We start from the raw sequence: 21,012 nt of genomic DNA on the forward strand, positions 1-21,012 counted from the left end.
CTCGCCCGCGACGGGACTCGATCGCGGACGGCGGCCTCGCCGGATCACCGTGCTGCTGCCGGTGCTCGGGCTGATCGTGGTCGCCCTGTGCGGCCTGTTCCTGTTCGGCTTGGCGACGGCGCGGGTCGGCCCGCTCGCCGTCACCATCGGCGTGCTGGCGGCCCTGGTGCCGGTCGCCGGGGTGGTGGCCGGCTTCCTGTGGGTCGATCGCTGGGAGCCCGAGCCGGCGAAGTTCCTGCTGCTGGCGTTCGCCTGGGGTGCCTGCATCGCGACGATCACCGCGCTGCTCATCAACACCACAGCCGAGGCGGTCGGTGACGAGCTGCTCGGCAAGGGCAGCGGCAACACCGTCGCGGCGCTGATTTCCGCGCCGGTCGTCGAGGAGGCCGCGAAGGCGCTCTTCGTCGTCCTCATCCTGTGGCGCCGCCGCAGCGAGTTCGACGGCGTCGTGGACGGCGTCGTCTACGCCGGGTTCAGCGCGGCCGGGTTCGCGTTCACCGAGAACATCTACTACTTCGGTCGTGCTTTCAACGACTACGGCTTCGGTGACGGCCACAGCCAGGGTGTCATCACGGCGTTCTTCCTGCGGGGTGTGCTCGCGCCGTTCACGCACCCGCTGTTCGCGGTGCTCACCGGCATCGGGATCGGCATCGCCGCCCGGACGACGACCAAGGCGTTGAAGATCATCGCGCCGATCGCCGGCTACCTGGCCGCGGTCTGCCTGCACGCGCTGTGGAACAGCGCCGCGCTGCTCGGCGGGTCGAAGTTCCTGACCGTGTACTTCCTGATCATGCTGCCGCTGTTCCTCGGCGTGGTCTACCTGGTGGTCCTGCAGCGACGCCGGGAGCAGCGGATCATCGAAGCCGCCCTGCCGCACATGGCCTCGGCGCGCTGGATCGCGCCGTCGGAGGTCGAGCTGCTGGCGAGCCTGCCCGGCCGTCGCGCGTGGCGTCGCCAGGCGAAACGGCAGTCCGGCAAGCAGGCCGCGAAGGCCGTGGCCGTGTACCAGGCGAGCGTCACGGAGCTGGCGTTCCTGGACCGGCAGGAGATCCGCACCGACGCCGACGAGCGGCGCCAGCAGGAGTTGCTGCGCACGCTGAAGGCCGCCAGGGCGGAAGCCACGCGCCTGGCCGACGAGGCCACTCGCGCGTGACCGGTCCGGGTGAAGCTGGTCACCCGGGTTCAACGGCGCGCGCTCAGCCGAGTTAGTCTCGCGCCGTCGTCCGGTACCCGGAGCGGGACTGGAACGAGAGCAGAGGGAGTCTGCGAACCATGAGCGTCCACAGGCGCACGCCATGATGAGGCCCGCCCGCCTCGCGGTCGGTGTCGTTTCCGCCGGCCGGGTGGGCAGCGTGCTCGGGGCCGCACTGGCCCGGGCGGGACACACCGTGGTCGCCGCGTCCGGGCTGTCCGCCGCGTCGCTGTCCCGTGCCGAACGCCTCCTCCCCGACGTGCCCCTCCTGCCGCCCGACGAAACCGTGCGCCGGGCGGACCTGGTGCTGCTCGCCATCCCCGACGACGCGCTGGCCGGCATGGTCCGCGGGCTCGTCGCCACGGAGTCGCTGCGGCCGGGCCAGATCGTCGTGCACACCTCCGGCGCGCAGGGCATCGACGTCCTGGCGCCCGCGGCCGAGGCCGGGGCGCTCCCGCTGGCGCTGCACCCGGTGATGACGTTCACCGGCCGCGAGGAGGACCTCGAACGGCTGGCGACGTGCAGCATCGGCGTCACGGCGATGGAGGACGACGAGGCGGCCTGGAACGTCGGCGAAGCGCTGGCCGTCGAGATGGGCGCCGAGCCGGTGCGCATCCCCGACTCCGCGCGAGCGCTCTACCACGCTGCGTTGACCCACGGCGCGAACCACCTGATGACGCTGGTCGCCGACTGCGCGGAAGTCTTGCGTGAAGCCGGAATCGGGCAACCCGAACGGCTGGTCGCGCCACTGCTTTCGGCCGCGTTGGATAATGTGCTCCGACACGGCGACCGCGCGCTCACGGGCCCGGTCGCGCGTGGCGACGTCGGCACCGTCCGCAAGCACCTCGAGGTGCTGGCGGACCGCGCGCCGGACGTCGCGCCGGCCTACCGGGCGCTGGCCAAGCGCACGGCGGAGCGTTCCAGGGCCGCCGGGCTGCTGGACACCGCGGGCGCCAAAGAACTCACCGACCTCCTCGACGATCCCGCCGAAGGGCACCCAGACCAGTGACCACACCGAAATTCAGTCGCGGCACCCTGAACCAGTTCGCCTCGCCCGAGCAGATGAGCCAGGTCAGCCGGGCCCTGCACGGCGTCGGCCGCAAGCTGGCGCTCGTGCCGACCATGGGCGCGCTGCACGCCGGGCACCGCGAGCTGATCCGCCGCGCGAAGCGGCTGCCGAACAACGTCGTGGCCACCTCGATCTTCGTCAACCCGCTGCAGTTCGGCGAAGGCGAGGACTTCGAGGCCTACCCGCGTCCGCTGGAGGCCGACCTCGCCGTGCTGGGTGAGGACGGCGTCGAAATCGCCTTCACCCCGGCCGCCGACGCCCTCTACGCCGAGGGCGCCGTCGTCACCGTGCACCCCGGCCCGCTCGGCGACGAGCTCGAGGGCGCCGTCCGCCCCGGGCACTTCGCCGGGGTGCTGACCGTCGTGGCGAAGCTGTTCAACCTGCTCCGTCCGGACTACGCGCTCTTCGGCGAAAAGGACTACCAGCAACTGGTCCTGATCAAGCGGATGGTGCGCGACCTGAACATCGACACGCACGTGATCGGCGTGCCGACCGTGCGCGAGCGTGACGGGCTGGCCCTGTCGTCGCGCAACGTCTACCTCACGCCTGAGCAGCGTGAAGACGCCATCGTCCTGTCGGCCGCCCTCACCGCGGGGGCGTTCGTCGGCCGGGACGGGGCGGACGCGGTCCTCGAGACCGCGTGGAAGACCCTCGCCGCGCGGCCCGCGGTCGAGGTGGATTACCTGGAGTTGAGGGGAACCGACCTCGGGCCCGCGCCCGTCGATGGTGAGGCACGACTGTTGATCGCGGCCCGGGTGGGGAGTACCCGGCTGATCGACAACGTTCCGGTGTTGCTCGGTGCTTCGGTAGATCACCCGGCGCATCCGGAGCGGGACGCAGGGGAATAGGAGTCCACTATGTACCGCACCATGCTCAAGTCGAAGATCCACCGGGTCACCGTCACCCAGGCCGACCTGCACTACGTCGGCTCGGTAACCGTCGACGAGGACCTGATGGAAGCCGCGGACCTGCTGCCGGGGGAGCAGGTGTCCATTGTGGACGTCACCAACGGGTCGCGGCTGGAGACCTACGTCATCAAGGGGGAACGCGGCAGCGGCGTGCTCGGCATCAACGGCGCCGCGGCGCACCTGGTGCACCCGGGTGACCTGGTCATCCTGATCTCCTACGGTCAGATGGAAACCGCCGAAGCCGCGACGTACGAACCACGCGTGGTGTTCGTCGACGCGGACAACCGGATCGTCCACCGGCACACCGATCCCGGCCAGGCGCCGGAGGGCTCCGGGCTGCTCAGCGGCACGGTGACCCTGCCGGAGGAGGAGACGGCGATCTTCCCGGTGGCCGAGACGGCGGACGCGCGCCGGCTCGACGCGCTGCTGCACGCGGAAAGCTGACCCGCTTGCTGCTCACCGTCGACGTCGGCAACACGAACATCGTGCTGGGCCTGTATTCCGGCACCGAGCTCGCGGGCGACTGGCGCATGCGCACGGACGCGCGGATCACCGCCGACGAGCTCGCGCTGACCGTCCGCGGGCTCCTCGGCCCGCACGCGGACGACGTCACGGGGATCAGCGCGCTGTCGACGGTGCCGGCGGTGCTGCGCGAGCTGCGGGTGATGCTTTCGCGCTACTACGCGAAGGTGCCGAAGATCGTCGTCGAGCCGGGGGTGCGCACGGGCGTGCCCCTGCTCGTGGACAACCCGAAGGAGGTGGGCGCGGACCGGCTGGCGAACACGCTGGCCGCGCACCACCTGCACAGCGGCACGGCGTGCGTCGTGGTCGACTTCGGCACGTCCACGAACGTCGACGCGATCTCGGCCCGGGGCGAGTTCCTGGGCGGAGCCTTCGCCCCGGGCATCGAGATCTCGGTGGACGCGCTGGCCGCGCGCGCGGCGGCGTTGCGCAAGGTCGAGCTGGTGCCGCCGCGCTCGGTGATCGGCAAGAACACGGTGGAGTGCCTGCAGTCGGGCATTCTCTACGGCTTCGCGGGCCAGGTCGACGGGCTCGTCCGCCGCATCGCCCGCGAGCTGTCCCCGGGCGGCCGGGAACCGGTGGCGGTGCTCGCCACCGGTGGCCTCGCGCCCCTGGTGATCAGGGAGTCGGAGACGATCACCGAGCACGTCCCGGACCTGACCCTGCTCGGCCTGCGCTTGGTCTACGAGCGCAACATCCGGCCTTAGCCGCGCGCCAGCCGCCGTCGTTCCAGGACGTACCCGAGCGCCGTCACGGCCAGCGCCGGGAACGCCACCACCGCCTGCGGGAACTTCGCCGTCCCCGGCGGGTCGACGGCCTTCGAGCCGGGGTAGGCCAGCGCCGAGATCTGCGTCAGCCAGTAGAGCGAGGCCAGCGTCGCGCCCGCGTCGAGCCCCTCCCGGGACGAGGGGGCCCGCCAGAGCTGCCACAGGCTCGTGACGCCGAGCGCGAGCCCCAGGCTCATCGTCTGGCCGTTGTGGAACTTCGCGTGCGGAGGCCAGGCGGGGTTCTTGACGTGGGTCTCGTTCCAGTCGGCCTTGTAGGGGCCGGCCGCGGTCAGCAGGGACGTCAGTGAGATGAGTGCGCGTCCCCAGGATTTGGTAGCCATGGTTACAGTCTTGAACCTCCACTTTGCTGGAGGTCAAGCAAGCAGTTTCAGCCCGACGACCCCCGCGACGATCAGCCCCAGGCAGGCGATCCGGGTGGCCGACGCCGGATCGCCGAGCACGACGACGCCGTAGACCGCGGTGCCGATGGTGCCGATGGCGACCCAGATCGCGTAACCGGTGCCGAGCGGGATCTCCCGCAGGGCGTAGGCCAGCCCGCTCATGCTCAGCAGGAGGGCGATCAGGAACACCACCGCGGGAATGACGCGGGAGAATCCCTTGGACGCGCCGAGCGCGGCGGCCCAGACGGTTTCGAGGACTCCGGACAGGATCAGGACGAGCCAGGACATGGTCGGGCCTTTCGCAGTGTTGAGGTGCTCATCACTGCGCCGTCTTGTCCTGACCGGGTACGACGCGTTCGTCCGGGGCGTGCTCGCCGATTCCGACGTTAGCACGCGGCCATGACAGGAAATGTCCGCTTCAGCGCCGGCGGCTGCGGAACGTCCAGGTGATCAGCGGCAGGTCGAACTCGCCGGACGCCGTCGCCGGGTTCGTCTCCAGGAAGTGGCGGACCTGCGCGACCAGTGGTGCGGTCTCCGCCGGATCCGACACGATCACGCGTGAATAGGTCTGCAGCGTTTCGGCCAGGCTGTCCGCGGTCCGCCGGTGTGCGTGGCGGAAGCGGCCGCTTTCGAACGGCGTGAACGCCGGGTGGGTGGCCGGCTGCCGGTCGCCGTCGGTGTCCGGGCGGCGCCCGCCCATGCGGGCGATTTCGGTGAACTCCGCCACCCACGGCACCGATTCGTCCTCGTAGTTCCACATCGGCACGAACACGCCTCCCGGGCGCAGCACCCGGGCCATTTCGGTCATCGCGAGGTCGGCGTCGAACCAGTGGAACGCCTGGCCGGCGAAAACCGCGTCGACGCTCGCGTCGGGCAGCGGGATCTGTTCCGCGCGGCCCGCCAGCGCGGTCACGGACGGCAGCAGCCGGGACAGTTCCGCCAGCATTTCCGGGTCGGGTTCGACCGCGGTGACGTCGAGGCCGAGTTCGGCCAGGGTCACGGTGACCTTGCCGGTTCCCGCGGCGAGATCGAGCACGCGACGGGGCGTGCCGTCCGCGCCGGCGAGCCCCCACTCGATCGCCTCCCGCGCGTAGTCGGGCCGGTGCTCGGCGTACGCGCCGGCACGCGAGCCGAAGGAGGCGGCTTGGCGGGCGCGGATGCCGGGTGTGGGATCACTCACCGGCCCAGGCTAATGGACGGAAAAGAAAGGTAATCCGGTTGGCGTAGCGTCGCGCGAGGTTCGTACCCTATGGGCCATGACCGAAAACCCCGCTTCCACCAGCGACCCCGCCGAAGACGAACTGCCCGAGCAGATGCGGGTGCGCCGGGAGAAGCGCGACCGGATCATCGCCGAAGGCATCGATCCCTATCCGGTCGAGGTCCCTCGGACGCACTCACTCGCCGAGGTCCGCGCGTCGCATTCCGGCTTGCCCGCCGACACCGCGACCGGCGATCTGGTCGGCGTCACCGGCCGGGTGATGTTCCTGCGCAATACGGGCAAACTGTGCTTTGCCAGCCTGCGCGAGGGTGACGGCACGGAACTGCAGGCGATGATCAGCCTGGCGAAGGTCGGCGAAGACGCGCTGGCGGCGTGGAAGTCCGACGTCGACCTGGGTGACCACGTCTTCGTGCACGGTGAGGTCATCACCTCCAAGCGCGGCGAGCTGTCCGTGATGGCCGACAGCTGGCGCATCACGTCGAAGTCGCTGCGCCCGCTCCCGGTGGCGCACAAGGAGCTCGCCGAGGAGACGCGGATCCGGCAGCGTTACGTCGACCTCATCCTGCGCCCGCGCGCGCGGGACGTCGTGCGCACGCGCGCCGGCGTCGTCCGGTCGCTGCGGGAGTCGTTCCACCAGCGCGGGTTCACCGAGGTCGAGACGCCGATGCTGCAGACGCTGCACGGCGGCGCCGCGGCGCGCCCGTTCGTGACGCATTCGAATGCGTTCGACCTGGAGCTCTTCCTGCGGATCGCGCCGGAGCTCTACCTCAAGCGCTGCGTCGTCGGCGGGATCGAGAAGGTTTTCGAGATCAACCGCAACTTCCGGAACGAGGGCAGCGACTCGTCGCACTCGCCGGAGTTCGCGATGCTCGAGTACTACGAGGCGTACGCCACGTACGACACCAATGCGGTGATGACCCGGGAGCTGATCCAGTCGGCCGCGCGCGACGTCCTGGACACCGAAGTCGTCACGCTGCCCGACGGTTCGGAGTACGACCTCTCCGGCGAATGGACCACACTCGGAATGTACGAGTCGTTGTCCGATTCCCTCGGCGAAGAGGTGACGCCGGAGACACCGGCCGCCAAACTGCACGGATTTGCGCAGGCCAGGGGCCTGGAAGTGGATCCGAAGCTCGGGCACGGCAAGCTCGTCGAGGAACTGTGGGAGCATCTCGTCGGAGATCAGCTGCACGCCCCGACGTTTGTGCGTGATTTTCCGCTGGAGACCTCGCCATTGACGAGGCAGCACCGCTCGCGGCCCGGCGTGGCCGAGAAGTGGGACCTCTACGTGCGCGGTTTCGAACTCGCCACCGGATACTCCGAGCTGGTCGATCCCGTCGTCGAACGGGAACGGCTCACCGAACAGTCCTTGCTGGCCGCGCAGGGCGATAGCGAAGCCATGCGGCTGGATGAGGATTTCCTCCGGGCACTTGAGTACGGAATGCCGCCGAGCGGCGGGGTCGGAATGGGGATCGACCGGCTGCTGATGGCCTTGACCGGTCTCGGTATCCGGGAGACGATCCTCTTCCCGCTCACGCGACCCGAATAACCCGGCCGTGTGAGTTGTCTACTGGTTATCTCAATGAGATTTGCGCTGTCACCCGGAAGCGGGTACTAATGTACAGACAAAGTCTTCTGTGCGGGGCCCGCCCCGTAACCAGATCATTGAGTAAGCCCCCGCAGGAGGAAACAGATGGCACAGAAGGTGCTCGTCTCGCTGGTCGACGACCTCGACGGCAGTGAGGCGGAAGAGACCGTCGAGTTCGGTTTGGACGGCATCAGCTACCAGATCGACCTCTCCTCGGATAACGCCGAAGAGCTTCGGGACGCGCTCGCCCAGTATGTCGAGCACGCCCGTCGTGCCGGTGGTCGCAAGCGCGCTTCCGTGCGTCCGGTCGCGGGCGGCAAGGGCTCCGCTCGCCCGGCCGCCGTCGACCGTGAGCAGAACCAGGCCATTCGCGCCTGGGCGCGCAAGAACGGGTACGCCGTTTCGGACCGGGGCCGGATCCCGTCCGAGGTCGTCGAGGCCTACCACAAGAAGAACTGACGCGGGGTTTGCGGACTGAGGCCGCCGGGCGAATTCGCCCGGCGGCTTTCTTCATGTCCGGTGGCTGTCGGGTACCGGACCGGGGTCGGTGCGGGCCGTTCGGGCGTACTCGCCGGGCGACTGGCCGGTCACGATCCGGAAATCGCGGATGAAGTGCGACTGGTCGCTATAGCCCAGCCGAACCGCCAGTCCGGCGTAATCCACCGGTCCTTCGGTGGCGATCCGGTACGCCGCGTCGTTGAGGCGGTATATCCGGATCGCCCACTTGGGCGGGCAGCCGACGTGTTCGGCGAACAGCCGCTGCACCGAGCGCGCGGTTAGTCCAGTATCCGCGCACAGCTGCGCCACCCGGGTAATTCCGGGATCACGCGCGATTGATTCGACCGCCGCGACGGCCTCTCGTGCGGCCGGTCGGAGTACCACCGCATTTGCCATCAGCAAGTTGTCGATCGCACCGACCATTTGCGCGTCGCCGGCCGCGGTCCGCACCGATTCCGCAGCTTCGCGGGCCTTTGCGCCGAAAACATCGGCGAGCGGGACAGCGCGGTCGGCGATGTCACTCACCGGGCCGTCGAGGAACGCGCGGAAGGACCCGGGCCGGAATCGCACGCCGAGGCCCTGCACCCGCCCCTCCAAGACGTGGGAAAACACTTCACGTGCCGGTCCGTAGACGCCGGAAGCCGTCGGGAAGAACGTCGCGTGCACCGCGAGGTTCGGCAGTACACGCTGCTCGTAGGGCGGTTTGCCGCGCCGGTCCCAGTGCAGCACCCAGTGGTAGTCGACGAATGCGGCGAGTTCGGGCGCCGGCGGGTGCCGGGTGAGGGTGAACATCGCGCGGGCGGCCGCCTCGGCCACGATGCCCTGCGGGATCCGGTGTTCAGCCACGGCTCAACGGTAACTGTCGCGTTCTTTCAAGACGGCGACGTGGCCGGTCGTTTTGATCTCGGACATGACTGCCGAGTTGATGCGCCCCGCCGCGGCCGAGTTCCTGCGCGTCGCGCACGCCGTGGGCGACCTGAGCGCTCCCACGCCGTGTGACGGCTACGACGTCCGCGGGTTGCTGAACCACCTTCTGTACTGGGGCCCGTGGCTGATCGCCGCGGGACGGCGCGAGGAGGCGCCGGCACCGGGCGTCGCCGAGACCGACGCGACGCTGGTGACGGCCGACTGGACGGCGGCGCTGGAGAAGCAGGCGGAGACGCTGGTGGAGGTGTTCGCGACGCCGTCGGCGTGGACGGGCCTGACGAAGCTGGGCACGGCCGAGCTGCCGTCCGCCGTGGTGGGCGGAATGGTCCTGGGCGAGTTCGTCCTGCACGGCTGGGACCTGGCCCGGGCAAGCGGCCAGTCGCTTCGCTGCGCACCTGCCGCGGCCACGGCGGTCCTGGACTCGGCGGTGGCGATGGGCGAGCAGGCGCGCGCGATGGGCGTCTACGGCCCCGAGGTACCGGTTCCGGCCGACGCGGCACCGCTGGACCGCGCGCTGGGGGCGACGGGTCGCGACCCGTCCTGGCGGCGCTGAGGGTTGTCCACAGCCCGGCCCGGATGTGGACAGGTCCGGCGCCCGGGCGGCGATTCGGGGTTTTTGTCCCACCTCGCCGATAGACTGGCTTCGGGGACGCCCCCGGGGACGGGTGGGGGCCGCCGCCGGGGTCCTGGGCGGACTGGTGAAAGCGGCGTCACGTCGAGGGCGGCAGTTGATACCGCGTGCCTTGGTGGCAGCTCATGTGACGAGCTGGCTGTTGAGCTCGACCGCGTTCAGCTGCTCGGCGGTGTGAATCGACAGACGGTGCCGGTTTCGTCTGGGCATGGGCAATTTCTGATCACTCGGGTGTTGCACGACCGCCGATCGCGAACGCGTGAACCGGACCCTGCCGGCCGGAAGCCTTGAGGGCCGCTGTCAGGAGCTGGGCCGCCGGGCGCAGGTGCGCGGGCAGCCGTCGCACTCGGGCTCGGCCGGCAGCAGGTACGAGAAGCAGCAGCTCTCGCGGCGGCGGGTCCACTCGCGGGTTCCGTCGGCCGCCTCCGCCAGGCGCAGCGTCGACGCCGACGTCAACGGCGGGTAGACGGCGTCGAGGACCAGGGCCGCGTCGGCGACGCCCGCGCCTTCGGCCTCCGGGGTGCCGCCCTGGCGGCCCGCCCACCAGAGCGAGTTCTCCAGCGCGTCGGTCGCCGCGGCCCAGAGCGTGCGGCGGCCGAGCCTGGTGGCCGGCGCGTACGCCTGGACGAACCGGGCGGCGTGGGCCAGGTAGCGGGCCCGCAGCACCGCGGCGAGGGCGCGCTCGTCACGCACGACCGTCGCCTCCGGGCGGGCCGAGCCGGGGTCGGTCGGGAGGCAGTGGAAGTCGTCGCCGAGCACGGCCAGCGCGTCCGGGTACGGCTGGCCGGCGCCGATGCGGAACGCCAGGTCCGCGGGCCGGAGCGTCGGCACCCGCCGTTCGTGGTGCAGCAGCAGCGCGCCGACCTGGGCCGGGACGTGCAGGTACCACGCGGTCAGGTACGCGTCGGCGGTCCGGGGCGGCGCCTCGCCGTACTCGCGCCGCAACCACCCGGTCAGGCGTGTGCGCCAGTCGTCGAAGAAGGCCGGGCCGGCCAGCGCCGTCGAACAGCGGATCCAGTCCGCCGGGACGTCCCGCCGCAGGTCGAGCCGCCGCAACGACGGCGCGAGACCGTCCGCTGTCTCGCGGGTGCTGGGGTGCGTCAACGGCCCTCCCTTAGGTCTGCCTAACCTAACAGGGATCCGCCGATCGGGTGGCTGTCGCCCCGGTCACTCCCAGGTTGCGGACCTGTTCGCGGTGAGCGGACACCGCGCGGTGTGCGGAATCCGCGCGGTCGCTCGCACGTTGGGGTTGACGTAAAGGTGCAGGGCAACCCGATGATGGGAAGCATCCGGAGCGAGCCACGTCCGGGTGCGAAAAAGACCGCGAACAGCCGTAGTGGTACGCCAGCGCGACCAGTTGGCTACTAGAGTGGTCTCACGGTGCTGAATCCATCGGGGTGAAAGCACGATGGATAACGGGCCGCCGGCGCAGCAGTCGAGGGAGTGCACATGTTTGAGAGGTTCACCGACCGCGCGAGGCGGGTGGTCGTTCTGGCTCAAGAAGAAGCCAGGATGCTCAACCACAACTACATCGGCACCGAGCACATCCTCCTGGGTCTGATCCACGAGGGTGAGGGTGTCGCCGCCAAGGCGCTGGAGTCGCTGGGCATCGCCCTGGAGGGCGTGCGCCAGCAGGTCGAAGAGATCATCGGCCAGGGCCAGCAGGCGCCGAGCGGGCACATCCCGTTCACGCCGCGGGCGAAGAAGGTGCTGGAGCTGTCGCTGCGCGAAGCGCTGCAGCTCGGCCACAACTACATCGGCACCGAGCACATCCTGCTCGGCCTGATCCGCGAGGGCGAAGGCGTCGCCGCGCAGGTCCTGGTCAAGCTGGGAGCGGACCTCAACCGGGTCCGCCAGCAGGTGCTGCAGCTGCTCTCGGGCTACCAGGGCAAGGAGTCCACCGAAACCGGTTCCGGCGGCCGTGGTGAAGGCACCCCGTCGTCGTCGCTGGTGCTGGACCAGTTCGGCCGCAACATGACCGTGCTCGCCCGCGAGGGCAAGCTCGACCCGGTCATCGGGCGCGGCAAGGAGATCGAGCGGGTCATGCAGGTCCTGTCCCGCCGGACCAAGAACAACCCGGTGCTCATCGGCGAGCCCGGCGTCGGCAAGACCGCCGTCGTCGAGGGCCTGGCCCAGAGCATCGTCAAGGGCGAGGTGCCCGAGACGCTCAAGGACAAGCAGCTCTACACGCTGGACCTGGGCTCCCTGGTCGCCGGCTCCCGCTACCGCGGTGACTTCGAAGAGCGCCTGAAGAAGGTGCTCAAGGAGATCAAGACCCGCGGCGACATCATCCTGTTCATCGACGAGCTGCACACGCTGGTCGGGGCGGGTGCCGCCGAGGGCGCGATCGACGCGGCTTCGATCCTGAAGCCGATGCTCGCCCGTGGTGAGCTGCAGACGATCGGCGCGACCACCCTCGAGGAGTACCGCAAGTACATCGAGAAGGACGCCGCCCTCGAGCGCCGGTTCCAGCCGATCCAGGTCGGCGAGCCGTCGCTGGAGCACACCATCGAGATCCTCAAGGGCCTGCGTGACCGGTACGAGGCGCACCACCGCGTCTCGATCACCGACTCGGCGCTGGTCGCCGCCGCGACCCTGGCGGACCGGTACATCAACGACCGGTTCCTCCCGGACAAGGCGATCGACCTGATCGACGAGGCCGGCGCCCGGATGCGCATCCGCCGGATGACCGCGCCGCCGGACCTGCGCGAGTTCGACGAGAAGATCGCGAACGTCCGTCGCGACAAGGAGTCCGCGATCGACGCGCAGGACTTCGAGCGGGCCGCCCGCCTGCGTGACGAGGAGAAGACCCTCCTCGGCCAGAAGGGTGAGCGGGAGAAGCAGTGGAAGGACGGCGACCTCGACGTCGTCGCCGAGGTCGACGACGAGCAGATCGCGGAGGTGCTGGCCAACTGGACCGGCATCCCGGTGTTCAAGCTGACCGAGGAGGAGACCACCCGGCTGCTGCGCATGGAGGAGGAACTCCACAAGCGCATCATCGGCCAGGAGGACGCGGTCAAGGCCGTCTCCCAGGCGATCCGCCGTACGCGTGCGGGTCTGAAGGACCCGAAGCGCCCGTCGGGCTCGTTCATCTTCGCCGGCCCGTCCGGTGTCGGTAAGACCGAGCTGTCCAAGGCGCTGGCGTCCTTCCTGTTCGGCGAGGACGACGCGCTCATCCAGATCGACATGGGTGAGTTCCACGACCGCTACACCGCTTCGCGGCTCTTCGGTGCCCCTCCGGGCTACGTCGGCTACGAAGAGGGTGGCCAGCTGACCGAGAAGGTGCGGCGCAAGCCGTTCTCGGTGGTCCTCTTCGACGAGATCGAGAAGGCGCACCAGGAGATCTACAACACGCTCCTGCAGGTGCTGGAAGACGGCCGCCTGACCGACGGTCAGGGCCGCACGGTCGACTTCAAGAACACGGTGCTCATCTTCACGTCCAACCTGGGCACGTCGGACATCTCGAAGTCCGTCTCGCTCGGCTTCTCCGGTGGCAACGACTCCGGCACGAAGTACGAGAAGATGAAGCAGAAGGTCAACGAGGAAATGAAGAAGCATTTCCGCCCGGAGTTCCTGAACCGGATCGATGACATCATCGTGTTCCACCAGCTGACCAAGGAACAGATCATCATGATGGTCGATCTGATGATCGGCCGCGTGGAGAAGCAGCTCAAGGCCAAGGACATGGAGCTGGAGCTGACCGAGAAGGCCAAGGCCCTCCTCGCGAAGCGTGGCTTCGACCCCGTGCTCGGTGCCCGGCCGCTGCGCCGCACCATCCAGCGCGAGATCGAGGACCAGCTGTCGGAGAAGATCCTCTTCGGCGAGGTCGAGGCCGGCCAGATCATCCTGGTCGACGTCGAAGGCTGGAGCGGCAACCCGGAGGACAAGGACGACCAGGCGCGCTTCACCTTCCGCGGTGAGCGCCGGCCGTCCTCGATCCCGGACGCCCCGCCGGTCAGCATCGGCGCCGGTCACGAGGAAAACGGCGGCGAAGCCGAAGGCGAGTGACCTGGATCTGATGGTCCGGTAGTACGTCGGAAGGGCGGTTTCCCGAGAGGGGAGCCGCCCTTCTCGCATGTGCGGTGCCCCACGACGAGGTTGATCGCTGGCGGCGCTGTGTTCTCGCTCGTGAGGGCCCGCCTGGGGCGGCCGTTGGTCGACCGGATCAAGGGCTCGGATCTGCACCACTTGAAAGAGCTGCGACTGGGCATCGGCAGGAGCGCGGTCGATGCCGCCCGCACCGCGGCGCGTGAAGCCACGCAAGCGTACGTGCTCGGGTTTCGGCTGGTGCAGCTTCGCGAAGACGCCGGAGTCAGCCAGACCGAGCTCGCTCGGCGGATGGGCGTGAGTCAGCCGCGGATCAGCCAGCTGGAGCAGGGTGATCCCGGCCAGATGGCGCTCGACACGCTTCGGCGGTACATCGCCGCTCTGGGGGGCCGGATGCGGGTGGTTGCCGACTTCGACGATCACGACGTCACCGTTTCCGCGAGCCGGCGGGACCACACCGACGCCTGCGCCTGATCAAGGCACCCTCCGGGCGCATGAGACGATGCCCGGGGGCCTTGGGAGGGGAATCCGCGTGGACGTGCTGTCGATCGACTTCGGGACTTCCAGCACGGTCGGGGTGCTCTCGGCGTCCGGGCGGGGGCCGCGGGCCATCGAGGTCGACGGGTCCGTGACCATGTCCTCCGCCGTCTACCTCAACGATGACGGCCTGCTCATCGTCGGGCGGGACGCCGAACGTGGAGCGCGGCTCGATCCCGGCCGGTTCGAGGCGAGTCCCAAGCGGCGGATCGACGAGGGCACCCTGCAGCTCGGCACCACCACTGTGCCGATCACCGATGCCTTCGCCGCCGTCCTGCGGCGGATGGGTGAGGAAGCCGAGCGTCAGCTGGGACGGCCGCCCGGGCAGACGCGGATCGCGCACCCCGCCGGCTGGGGCGCCGCGCGGCAGGAAACCCTGCGGGCCGCCGCCGCGGCCGCCCGGCTCGCCGACGTCCGGCTGATCCCCGAACCGGTGGCCGCCGCCGCGCACTACGGGAGCCTCGGCAACCGCAACTCCGGGCCGATCGGGGTCTACGACCTCGGGGCCGGCACCTTCGACTGCGCCGTCGTCGGCATGAACGCGCAGGGCTTCGCGGTGCTCGCCGAGGACGGCCTGCCCGACCTCGGCAGCCTCGACATCGACCAGGCGCTGCTCGTGCACATCGGCCGTTCGGTCTCGCACGCCGATCCCGCGCAGTGGCAACGCCTCCTGCGCCCGCAGACGACCGCCGACCGCCGCCTGCGCCGGGCGCTGCTCCAGGACGTCCGTGACGCCAAGGAAAGCCTCTCCCGGCACCCGCAGACCGACGTGCCGATGCCCGAGCCGTTCGGGGACGTCCTCGTCAGCCGCGACGAGCTCGAGGCGCTCGTGCGGCCGAGCCTGCTGCGCAGCGCCGAACTCCTCGCCGCGACCATCCACCGCGCCGGGCTGAACCCCGCGCAGCTCGCCGGCGTCTACCTCGTCGGCGGGCCCAGCCGGATGCCGTTGCTGGCCGCGCTCCTCGCCCGCCAGCTCGGCATCGTCCCGACCACGCAGGACCAGCCCGAGACGGCCGTCGCGTTCGGGCTGCACCACGTTCCGCTCGGTACCACCGACCCGAACCTGACCGTGCCCGCGTTCGCGCCGGTCCGTCCACCCGCGACACCGCCGCGGCCGCAACCCTGGCAGCAGCAGGCCTTCCGCCCGCCGCAGAACCGGCCCCCGGAACCCCCGCCGACCAAGAAGAATCCGCTGCTCATCGCGGCCGCGGTGCTCGTCGTCATCGCGATCGTGGTGCTCGTCGTCCTGCTGGCGACCTGAACCGGCGCCGCCGAGTCCACAGTGGACTTCACCAGGTCGGCTCGAACCGCATGCCCTTGCCGTACCAGTCGTCGTCCGTCGAGGGGCCGGACGGTGGTGCGTCGGCGGGCGTCTCCTCGGAGCGGTCCTTGAGCACGGCGCCGTCCGGTTCGACCCGAGCCGGAGCCACCACGGGCGGCGCCGGTTCGTACTGCACCCGCCAGCGCAGCCGGTCCATCAGGTAACCGCCGCTGCCCAGCGGCGCCAGCAGCTGCCCGGTCCGCTTCGCCGAGTCGCGCTGGGCTTCGACGTAGGTTCGCAGCACGGCGTCCGCGATCTCGGCCGGCGACATCCGCGAGACGGCGTCGGTGAGCCGCAGCCCGGTCATGACACCGTCGGTGTTGACCGACAGCGAGACCGCGCCGTCGGCGGACGTCGCCGTCGCCGTCAGTGCGGACAACTCGCTCAGCAGGGTGTCGCGGTCGGGTTTCGGGGCCTGGTCAGCCATTCAGCGACCCCACGCTGCCGCCACCGTCGCCGGCCACCTCGCCGTCGGGGCGGATGTCGACGTTCGCGTCGCGGACGTTCTTCTCCGTCTGACGTGAGGTGTGGGCGGTCTCGAAGTTGCCCGGGTCGAAGCTGGATCCCGGGCTGACGTCGGGCGAGTCCGGGATCGTCGGCAGGTCGACGGCCTCGTCGTGGATGCGGCCGGCGAGCGTGGTCGCCGTGTCGCCCATGCCGTCGCGGATCTTGCCCGCGCTGTCGAGGAAGCTCTGGTACAGGTCGAACACGTTGTCGCCGGTGATCTCCGCCTGGTTCGCCACCACCGCGCTGATCGCGCCGCCCGCGGCGTTCCCGGCGACGAGGGCGCCGTTGGCCGCGGTGAAGATCGCGGCGCCGGCCGGGGCGGCCACCCCGGCGCTGGCGACGGTCAGCATCCCGGCCACCGCACCGGCGAACGTCGCGGCCAGCACCTTCGACAGGGCGGCTTCGTGCTTGCGGGACTGGTCGTCCTGGTACTTCTTCGCTGTCTCCAGGAACGTGCTGCCGAGGTTGTCCAGGTCCTGGCGGGCCGACGCGATCGCCTCCCGCGCGGCGACGACGTCGCTCTCCAGCACGGTGATCTTGGTCGCCACCTCGGTGAAGGCGTCGGCCAGCTCGTTCAGGTACGCCTTGACGGCGTTCGCCGCGGAGCCGCGCCACTCGCCGAGGAACTGCCGGGTGTCGTCCAGCTTCGGTCCCGAGTCGCGCTGCAGCTGCTTCCAGACGGCGTCGTGCTTCATGATCAGGCTCTGCAGGCCGTCGGGTGACTCGTGGTCGATGTCGGCGTCGGAGAACTCGCGGTAGATGCCGGCCGTCTCGTCCTGCATCTTCCGGAACTGCTCGCTGGAGTCGTCGAAGCCGAACATCCAGAGTGCGGTCGTGCGCAGGACGTCGAGGGCGTCCAGCGCGTCGGTGGCACCGTCGGTCAGGTCCGCGGAGATGCCCTCCATGAGCTCCGCGCGGCGGTCGTCGCCGCTGGACTTGGGCTCGGCGTCGAGGCCGGTGTCGAAGTAGCCGTCCACGGTTGCCTCAGTTCGCTTCCAGTCCCGCGGCCGCGCGGTTGACGTGCTGCTTCGAGTCCTCGTCGGCCTTCTCGTACAGCTCCGCGACGCGCATCAGCGCGTGGCTGGTGTCCGACGTCGTCTCGTGGAGCCGCGCGACCAGGTCCTGGATCTTCGCCAGGTGGTCGTTGTAGGCCTTCGCGACGGCCGGCATGCCCAGCGTGCGGCCGAAAGCGTTCTGCGTGGGGAACATCCCGGCGATGTCGAGGAGGCCGCCACCGCCGGACGAGACCGGGACGTCGGTGCCGCGCAGGCCGGAGGACGCGGTTTCCGCGGCGTCGGCGGCCTGCTGCAGGGCACCGGCCGAGTCCCGCAGGTCCTGCAGGTCGGTCTCGAATCCGATCATCACTCACCTCTTCGTCGGGCTGGGCGTTCCGGCCATGAAAGCACCGTTCGGCCGACCGATAGTGAGATTTCTTCACATCCCCCGCCCGGGTGTGCCCCACGTCACGGGACGCCTGCCGCGCCGCCGAACGGGGGAATGTCGTACGTGCGCTCGTGGTCCGGCGCTCCTACCTGCATGAGTACGACGACAAAGCCCCGGGCGCCGAGTGTGCGCAGGCAGTTGCGCGAGGCGAAACGCTTTTCCTGGACCGGATTCGGCGTCACGGTCGCCGCGTCCCTGCTCGGCACGCTCGTCCCGGCCGCCATCGGCGCGGGTCCGGGAGCGACGCTGGTTTCGACGCTGGTCGTGACGGTCCTGGCCGCGGGCGGGTTCACCGCCAGGGACGGCGCGGCCCGCGGCATCAAGGCGATCGCGATCGTGCTGCTGGCGGCGGGCGCGCTCGTCCTGACGGTGACCGGGGTGACGGTGTTCGACCTCGCCCGCGGCAAGCCCGCGACGTTCCCCGTGGTGCCGGAAGCGCAGCCGCGGGTGCTCGTCCCGGAGTCGGTCGCGTGCGGCACGGCACCCGTGCACACGACGGCGAGCTGCGCGGTGGCGGTCCGCAGCGTCGGCGCGAGCCCGGTGCGGGTCACCGGTGTCGAGGTCGACGGCGCGGACTTCGTGGTCGACGCGAGCGGCTGTGTGGGTCAGGAAGTGGTGCCGGGCAAGCGGTGCACGCTGGTCGTGAGCTTCACGCCGTCCTGGAGCGGCGACCGGGTGGCGGATCTGACGGTCCGCCACAACGTCCCGGGCCCGTCGGCGTTCGTGGAGCTCACCGGACGCGGCGACTAGGGAGGAACCCGATCCCGGCCAGCCACGGCCACGGCGTCTGCACCAGCGCGGAAACCACCGCCAGCAACAGGATCCGGTGGTCGCCGAGCACATCGGTCACGTTGTAGACGACCAGCAGCGGCACCAGGGCGATGAACGCGGACAGGACGGCCTGCCGTTGCGGCCAGATCCGCGCCGCCATCAGCGTGAACAGGGTGAGCAGCGCCGAGCCGCCGAGGGCCGCCCAGCCGACGAGCAGGCCGAGCCCGGCGTCGTTGAACGTGCCGCACATGCCTTCGACGGCGTCGGCGCACATGGTGTCGTAACGGTGGCCGGCCCACACCCAGAGCGCGCCCGTGCCCGCGCCACCGGCCAGCGCCGCGAGGACCACCGCGAGCAGCGCCCGCGGGTCCGCCCGGGGTCTCAGTGCTCCACGCCCGCACTGACGACGATGTCCTCGGTGACCTTCGACGCCGTGTCCGCCAACGCTTCCAGCGCGTCGGCGATGCGGTCGACACCCAGCGAGGGTGCGGCCTTGCCCGACGCCGCGACCTGCTCGGGGCTGAACGGCACGTGCACGAAACCGCCGCGCACCTCGGGGAAATCCGTGGCCAGCAGGTGCATCAAGCCGTAGAAGACCTGGTTGCACACGTACGTCCCGGCCGTGTGGGACACCGACGCCGGGACGCCCGCCGCGCGGATCGCCTCGACGCACGCCTTCACCGGGAGCGTGGTGAAGTACGCCGCCGGGCCGTCTTCGACGACCGGGACGTCGACCGGACGGGCGCCGGCGTTGTCCGGGATGCGGGCGTCGACCAGGTTGATCGCGACGCGCTCCGGCGTCACCTCGGCGCGCCCGCCCGCCTGGCCGACGCACACCACCAGCGATGGCCGATGCTCGGCGATCGCCCGGCGCAGCGCGGGCAGCGACGCCGCGAACTCGCACGGCAGCTCGACCGCGGCGACGTCGTCCCTGCGTCCCCTCAGCACCTGCACCGCCTGCCACGACGGATTGACCGTCTCGCCCCCGAACGGCGCGAACCCCGTCATCAGCACCCTGGCCATGCCAACCCCTCCCCAACGCCGTGAAGGCCACCTTGAGGGACTCTAGTTCCCTCAAGGTGGCCTTCACGGACCTTTGGCTCAGGCGGCGGGCTTGAGGTCGCCCGGGTAGAGGTACTGGTCGGCGGGCTTGCCGGAGCCGTACACCCACGCGTCGAAGAAGCCCTTGAGGTTCTTGTGCGCGACGCTTTCGGTGTACCGCTGGAAGTCCTGCATGCTCGCGTTGCCGCCCCGGTGCAGCGACGGCCAGGTCTTCAGCACCCGGTCGAACGCGCTCTGCCCGATGTAGTTGCGCAGCGCGTGCAGCATGACCGGGCCCTTCGAGTACACGTACGTGAACTCGTTGCCGGGCCCCATGTCGTACAGCTTGCCGTTCCAGAACCCGGCCGACGCCGTCTTGACGTCGTCCGCGTACTGCTTGTTCAGGTCGACGCCTTCCTTGGCCTCGTCCCAGAGCCACGTGGCGTAGGAGGCGAAGCACTCGTTCATGCAGACGTCGCGCCAGTGGTCGACGGCCACCGAGTCGCCGTACCACTGGTGGGCGTTCTCGTGGACGATCGTCGGGACCGTGCCGGCCCAGCCCGCGGAGTAGATCGGCCGGCTCATCGTCTCGAGCGAGAAGCCGATCTGCTCGTTGAGGAAGATGCCGCCCGCGGCGTCGATCGGGTACTTGCCGAACTTCGACTCGAGGAAGTCGAGGATCTCCGGCAGCTTCGCCTCGGCCTGCTTCGTCGAGTCGGGCACGCCGGGGGCGAACGCGCTGACGATCGGCGTCCCGTCCTTGCGCTTCTGCTTGTCGAAGGTCCACTTGTCGATCGCGACCGTCGTCATGTACGGCACGATCGGCGTCTCTTCGGCCCAGACGTGCGTGGTGCCGCCGGGGGCCGGGAAGGTGCCGCGCTCGCGGCCGTTGGCGATCACGCCCCACTCGTCGGGCACGGTGATCGCGAGGTGGAACGTGGCCTTGTCGAGCGGGGTGTCGTTGACCGGGTACCAGGTGGTCGCCGACTTCGGCTCGCCGGCGACGAACGCGCCGCCCGCCTGGGCGTACTGCCAGCCGTTGTTGCCCAGCGACGGGTCGCTGATCGGCGCGGGCACGCCGTGGTAGCCGATCTTGACCTCGAAGTTCTGGCCGCGCCGCAGGGGCCGGGCCGGCGTGATCGTCAGCTCGTGGTCGCCACTGCGGCCGAACTTCGCGTCCCGCCCGTCGATCCGGACGTTGTCGACGGTCAGGCCGCGCAGGTCGAGGTTGAACGAGCTGAGCGCCTGCGTCGCCCGCGCGGTGATGTCCTGCAGCCCGATGAGCTGGTGGGACGTCGTGTCGTAGGTGACCTTGAGGTTGTAGTCGGCGACGTCGTAGCCGCCGTTGCCGTCCTGGGGGTAGTAGCTGTCACCGGCGCCGTCGCTGCCCGGCTTCGCGCCGCCCCAGTCGTTCCCGGCGGCGGCGACTCCCGAGCTCAGGCAGATGCCGGTGAGCAGAGCGGCCGCGAGCACGACCGGTTTCTTGCCCCTCATGAACGCTCCTGTCCGTCTGGGGTGGACCTGAACCCGCAACGTAGCGCCCCGGCTACGTACCAGGCGGGGCCGAAGTCGTATTTGTCCGGAAAATCAGCACTTCCGTCGGTGTCGCTCCGGACGTCCGCC

22 protein-coding genes, 1 pseudogene and 1 riboswitch are annotated in these 21,012 nt (G+C 70.1%); of the genes and pseudogenes, 12 read left to right on the forward strand and 11 right to left on the reverse strand.

What is annotated here, in order from left to right:
- Positions 1 to 49: 49 nt before the first annotated feature.
- The 5 genes from ACIOD2_RS39820 to ACIOD2_RS39840 all read left to right on the forward strand — a co-directional run bounded on the left by ACIOD2_RS39820 (position 50) and on the right by ACIOD2_RS39840 (position 4,398).
- On the forward strand, positions 50 to 1,153 hold the full coding sequence (locus ACIOD2_RS39820) for a PrsW family intramembrane metalloprotease (protein WP_400550673.1): 1,104 nt from the start codon (positions 50 to 52) through the stop codon (positions 1,151 to 1,153).
- Between the two features lie 88 nt (positions 1,154 to 1,241).
- Positions 1,242 to 2,201 carry a Rossmann-like and DUF2520 domain-containing protein gene (locus ACIOD2_RS39825; protein ID WP_400550675.1) on the forward strand — a complete coding sequence of 320 codons (960 nt, stop codon included), beginning with the start codon at positions 1,242 to 1,244 and terminating at the stop codon, positions 2,199 to 2,201.
- Complete coding sequence (gene panC / locus ACIOD2_RS39830; protein ID WP_400550179.1) at positions 2,198 to 3,109, forward strand: pantoate--beta-alanine ligase; 912 nt, start codon at positions 2,198 to 2,200, stop codon at positions 3,107 to 3,109. The genes ACIOD2_RS39825 and panC overlap by 4 nt, the downstream gene beginning before the upstream one ends.
- Before the next feature lie 9 nt (positions 3,110 to 3,118).
- Positions 3,119 to 3,613, forward strand: a complete 495-nt coding sequence (gene panD / locus ACIOD2_RS39835) for an aspartate 1-decarboxylase (RefSeq protein WP_400550181.1) — start codon at positions 3,119 to 3,121, stop codon at positions 3,611 to 3,613.
- Between the two features lie 5 nt (positions 3,614 to 3,618).
- Positions 3,619 to 4,398: a type III pantothenate kinase gene (locus tag ACIOD2_RS39840; protein ID WP_400550183.1), complete on the forward strand. Its 780-nt coding sequence runs from the start codon at positions 3,619 to 3,621 to the stop codon at positions 4,396 to 4,398.
- On the opposite strand, the gene ACIOD2_RS39845 is transcribed toward ACIOD2_RS39840, so the two are convergent.
- From ACIOD2_RS39845 to ACIOD2_RS39855, 3 genes are all read right to left on the reverse strand, one after another.
- Positions 4,395 to 4,799 (reverse strand): DUF6640 family protein, encoded by a 405-nt coding sequence (locus ACIOD2_RS39845; RefSeq protein ID WP_400550185.1) that lies wholly within the window; start codon positions 4,797 to 4,799, stop codon positions 4,395 to 4,397. The two genes, ACIOD2_RS39840 and ACIOD2_RS39845, sit on opposite strands and share 4 nt — an antisense overlap.
- Before the next feature lie 33 nt (positions 4,800 to 4,832).
- Positions 4,833 to 5,147: a DMT family transporter gene (locus tag ACIOD2_RS39850; protein ID WP_400550187.1), complete on the reverse strand. Its 315-nt coding sequence runs from the start codon at positions 5,145 to 5,147 to the stop codon at positions 4,833 to 4,835.
- 33 nt (positions 5,148 to 5,180) lie between these two features.
- Positions 5,181 to 5,240, reverse strand: a riboswitch (guanidine-III (ykkC-III) riboswitch).
- A 37-nt stretch (positions 5,241 to 5,277) separates the two neighbouring features.
- Positions 5,278 to 6,039, reverse strand: a complete 762-nt coding sequence (locus ACIOD2_RS39855; protein ID WP_400550189.1) for a class I SAM-dependent methyltransferase — start codon at positions 6,037 to 6,039, stop codon at positions 5,278 to 5,280.
- A gap of 76 nt (positions 6,040 to 6,115) precedes the next feature.
- On the opposite strand from ACIOD2_RS39855, the gene lysS reads away from it, so the two are divergent.
- Both lysS and ACIOD2_RS39865 read left to right on the forward strand, forming a co-directional pair.
- The gene (gene lysS / locus ACIOD2_RS39860; RefSeq protein WP_400550191.1) at positions 6,116 to 7,627 is read left to right on the forward strand and encodes a lysine--tRNA ligase; all 1,512 of its coding nucleotides are present in this window, start codon (positions 6,116 to 6,118) and stop codon (positions 7,625 to 7,627) included.
- A gap of 144 nt (positions 7,628 to 7,771) precedes the next feature.
- Positions 7,772 to 8,125 (forward strand): Lsr2 family protein, encoded by a 354-nt coding sequence (locus ACIOD2_RS39865; protein WP_400550193.1) that lies wholly within the window; start codon positions 7,772 to 7,774, stop codon positions 8,123 to 8,125.
- Between the two features lie 51 nt (positions 8,126 to 8,176).
- On the opposite strand, the gene ACIOD2_RS39870 is transcribed toward ACIOD2_RS39865, so the two are convergent.
- Entirely contained in the window at positions 8,177 to 9,010 is an 834-nt protein-coding gene (locus tag ACIOD2_RS39870; RefSeq protein ID WP_400550195.1) for a DUF6597 domain-containing transcriptional factor, read from the reverse strand.
- 64 nt (positions 9,011 to 9,074) lie between these two features.
- On the opposite strand from ACIOD2_RS39870, the gene ACIOD2_RS39875 reads away from it, so the two are divergent.
- Entirely contained in the window at positions 9,075 to 9,644 is a 570-nt protein-coding gene (locus ACIOD2_RS39875; protein WP_400550197.1) for a TIGR03086 family metal-binding protein, read from the forward strand.
- A 378-nt stretch (positions 9,645 to 10,022) separates the two neighbouring features.
- Here the strand turns inward: ACIOD2_RS39875 and ACIOD2_RS39880 are convergent, their stop codons facing one another.
- Positions 10,023 to 10,826, reverse strand: a complete 804-nt coding sequence (locus ACIOD2_RS39880) for a (2Fe-2S)-binding protein (RefSeq protein ID WP_400550199.1) — start codon at positions 10,824 to 10,826, stop codon at positions 10,023 to 10,025.
- 345 nt (positions 10,827 to 11,171) lie between these two features.
- Here ACIOD2_RS39880 and ACIOD2_RS39885 point away from each other — a divergent pair, with 345 nt between their 5' ends.
- The 3 genes and pseudogenes from ACIOD2_RS39885 to ACIOD2_RS39895 form a co-directional block, all read left to right on the forward strand.
- The gene (locus ACIOD2_RS39885) at positions 11,172 to 13,730 is read left to right on the forward strand and encodes an ATP-dependent Clp protease ATP-binding subunit (protein WP_400550201.1); all 2,559 of its coding nucleotides are present in this window, start codon (positions 11,172 to 11,174) and stop codon (positions 13,728 to 13,730) included.
- Between the two features lie 180 nt (positions 13,731 to 13,910).
- Entirely contained in the window at positions 13,911 to 14,243 is a 333-nt protein-coding gene (locus ACIOD2_RS39890) for a helix-turn-helix domain-containing protein (protein WP_400550676.1), read from the forward strand.
- A 58-nt stretch (positions 14,244 to 14,301) separates the two neighbouring features.
- Positions 14,302 to 15,558, forward strand: a pseudogene (locus tag ACIOD2_RS39895) (Hsp70 family protein); the annotation flags it as partial.
- 37 nt (positions 15,559 to 15,595) lie between these two features.
- Here ACIOD2_RS39895 and ACIOD2_RS39900 read toward each other — a convergent pair.
- From ACIOD2_RS39900 to ACIOD2_RS39910, 3 genes are read right to left on the reverse strand one after another with little or no spacing between them, the layout of a single operon-like run.
- Positions 15,596 to 16,054 carry a YbaB/EbfC family nucleoid-associated protein gene (locus ACIOD2_RS39900; RefSeq protein ID WP_400550203.1) on the reverse strand — a complete coding sequence of 153 codons (459 nt, stop codon included), beginning with the start codon at positions 16,052 to 16,054 and terminating at the stop codon, positions 15,596 to 15,598.
- Positions 16,047 to 17,111: a hypothetical protein gene (locus ACIOD2_RS39905; RefSeq protein ID WP_400550205.1), complete on the reverse strand. Its 1,065-nt coding sequence runs from the start codon at positions 17,109 to 17,111 to the stop codon at positions 16,047 to 16,049. Before ACIOD2_RS39905 ends, ACIOD2_RS39900 begins: the two co-directional genes overlap by 8 nt.
- Before the next feature lie 7 nt (positions 17,112 to 17,118).
- Positions 17,119 to 17,496 carry a hypothetical protein gene (locus tag ACIOD2_RS39910; RefSeq protein ID WP_400550207.1) on the reverse strand — a complete coding sequence of 126 codons (378 nt, stop codon included), beginning with the start codon at positions 17,494 to 17,496 and terminating at the stop codon, positions 17,119 to 17,121.
- A gap of 174 nt (positions 17,497 to 17,670) precedes the next feature.
- On the opposite strand from ACIOD2_RS39910, the gene ACIOD2_RS39915 reads away from it, so the two are divergent.
- Entirely contained in the window at positions 17,671 to 18,327 is a 657-nt protein-coding gene (locus tag ACIOD2_RS39915) for a hypothetical protein (protein ID WP_400550209.1), read from the forward strand.
- On the opposite strand, the gene ACIOD2_RS39920 is transcribed toward ACIOD2_RS39915, so the two are convergent.
- The 3 genes from ACIOD2_RS39920 to ACIOD2_RS39930 form a co-directional block, all read right to left on the reverse strand.
- The gene (locus ACIOD2_RS39920) at positions 18,308 to 18,697 is read right to left on the reverse strand and encodes a hypothetical protein (protein WP_400550211.1); all 390 of its coding nucleotides are present in this window, start codon (positions 18,695 to 18,697) and stop codon (positions 18,308 to 18,310) included. The genes ACIOD2_RS39915 and ACIOD2_RS39920 overlap by 20 nt on opposite strands.
- Before the next feature lie 32 nt (positions 18,698 to 18,729).
- Complete coding sequence (pcp, locus tag ACIOD2_RS39925) at positions 18,730 to 19,371, reverse strand: pyroglutamyl-peptidase I (RefSeq protein ID WP_400550213.1); 642 nt, start codon at positions 19,369 to 19,371, stop codon at positions 18,730 to 18,732.
- A gap of 78 nt (positions 19,372 to 19,449) precedes the next feature.
- A complete protein-coding gene (locus tag ACIOD2_RS39930; protein ID WP_400550215.1) occupies positions 19,450 to 20,883 on the reverse strand; it encodes a M1 family metallopeptidase in 1,434 nt (477 codons plus the stop codon).
- Positions 20,884 to 21,012: the final 129 nt, after the last annotated feature.

The sequence above is a fragment of the Amycolatopsis sp. NPDC088138 genome (assembly GCF_044741685.1).
GTDB lineage: Bacteria > Actinomycetota > Actinomycetes > Mycobacteriales > Pseudonocardiaceae > Amycolatopsis.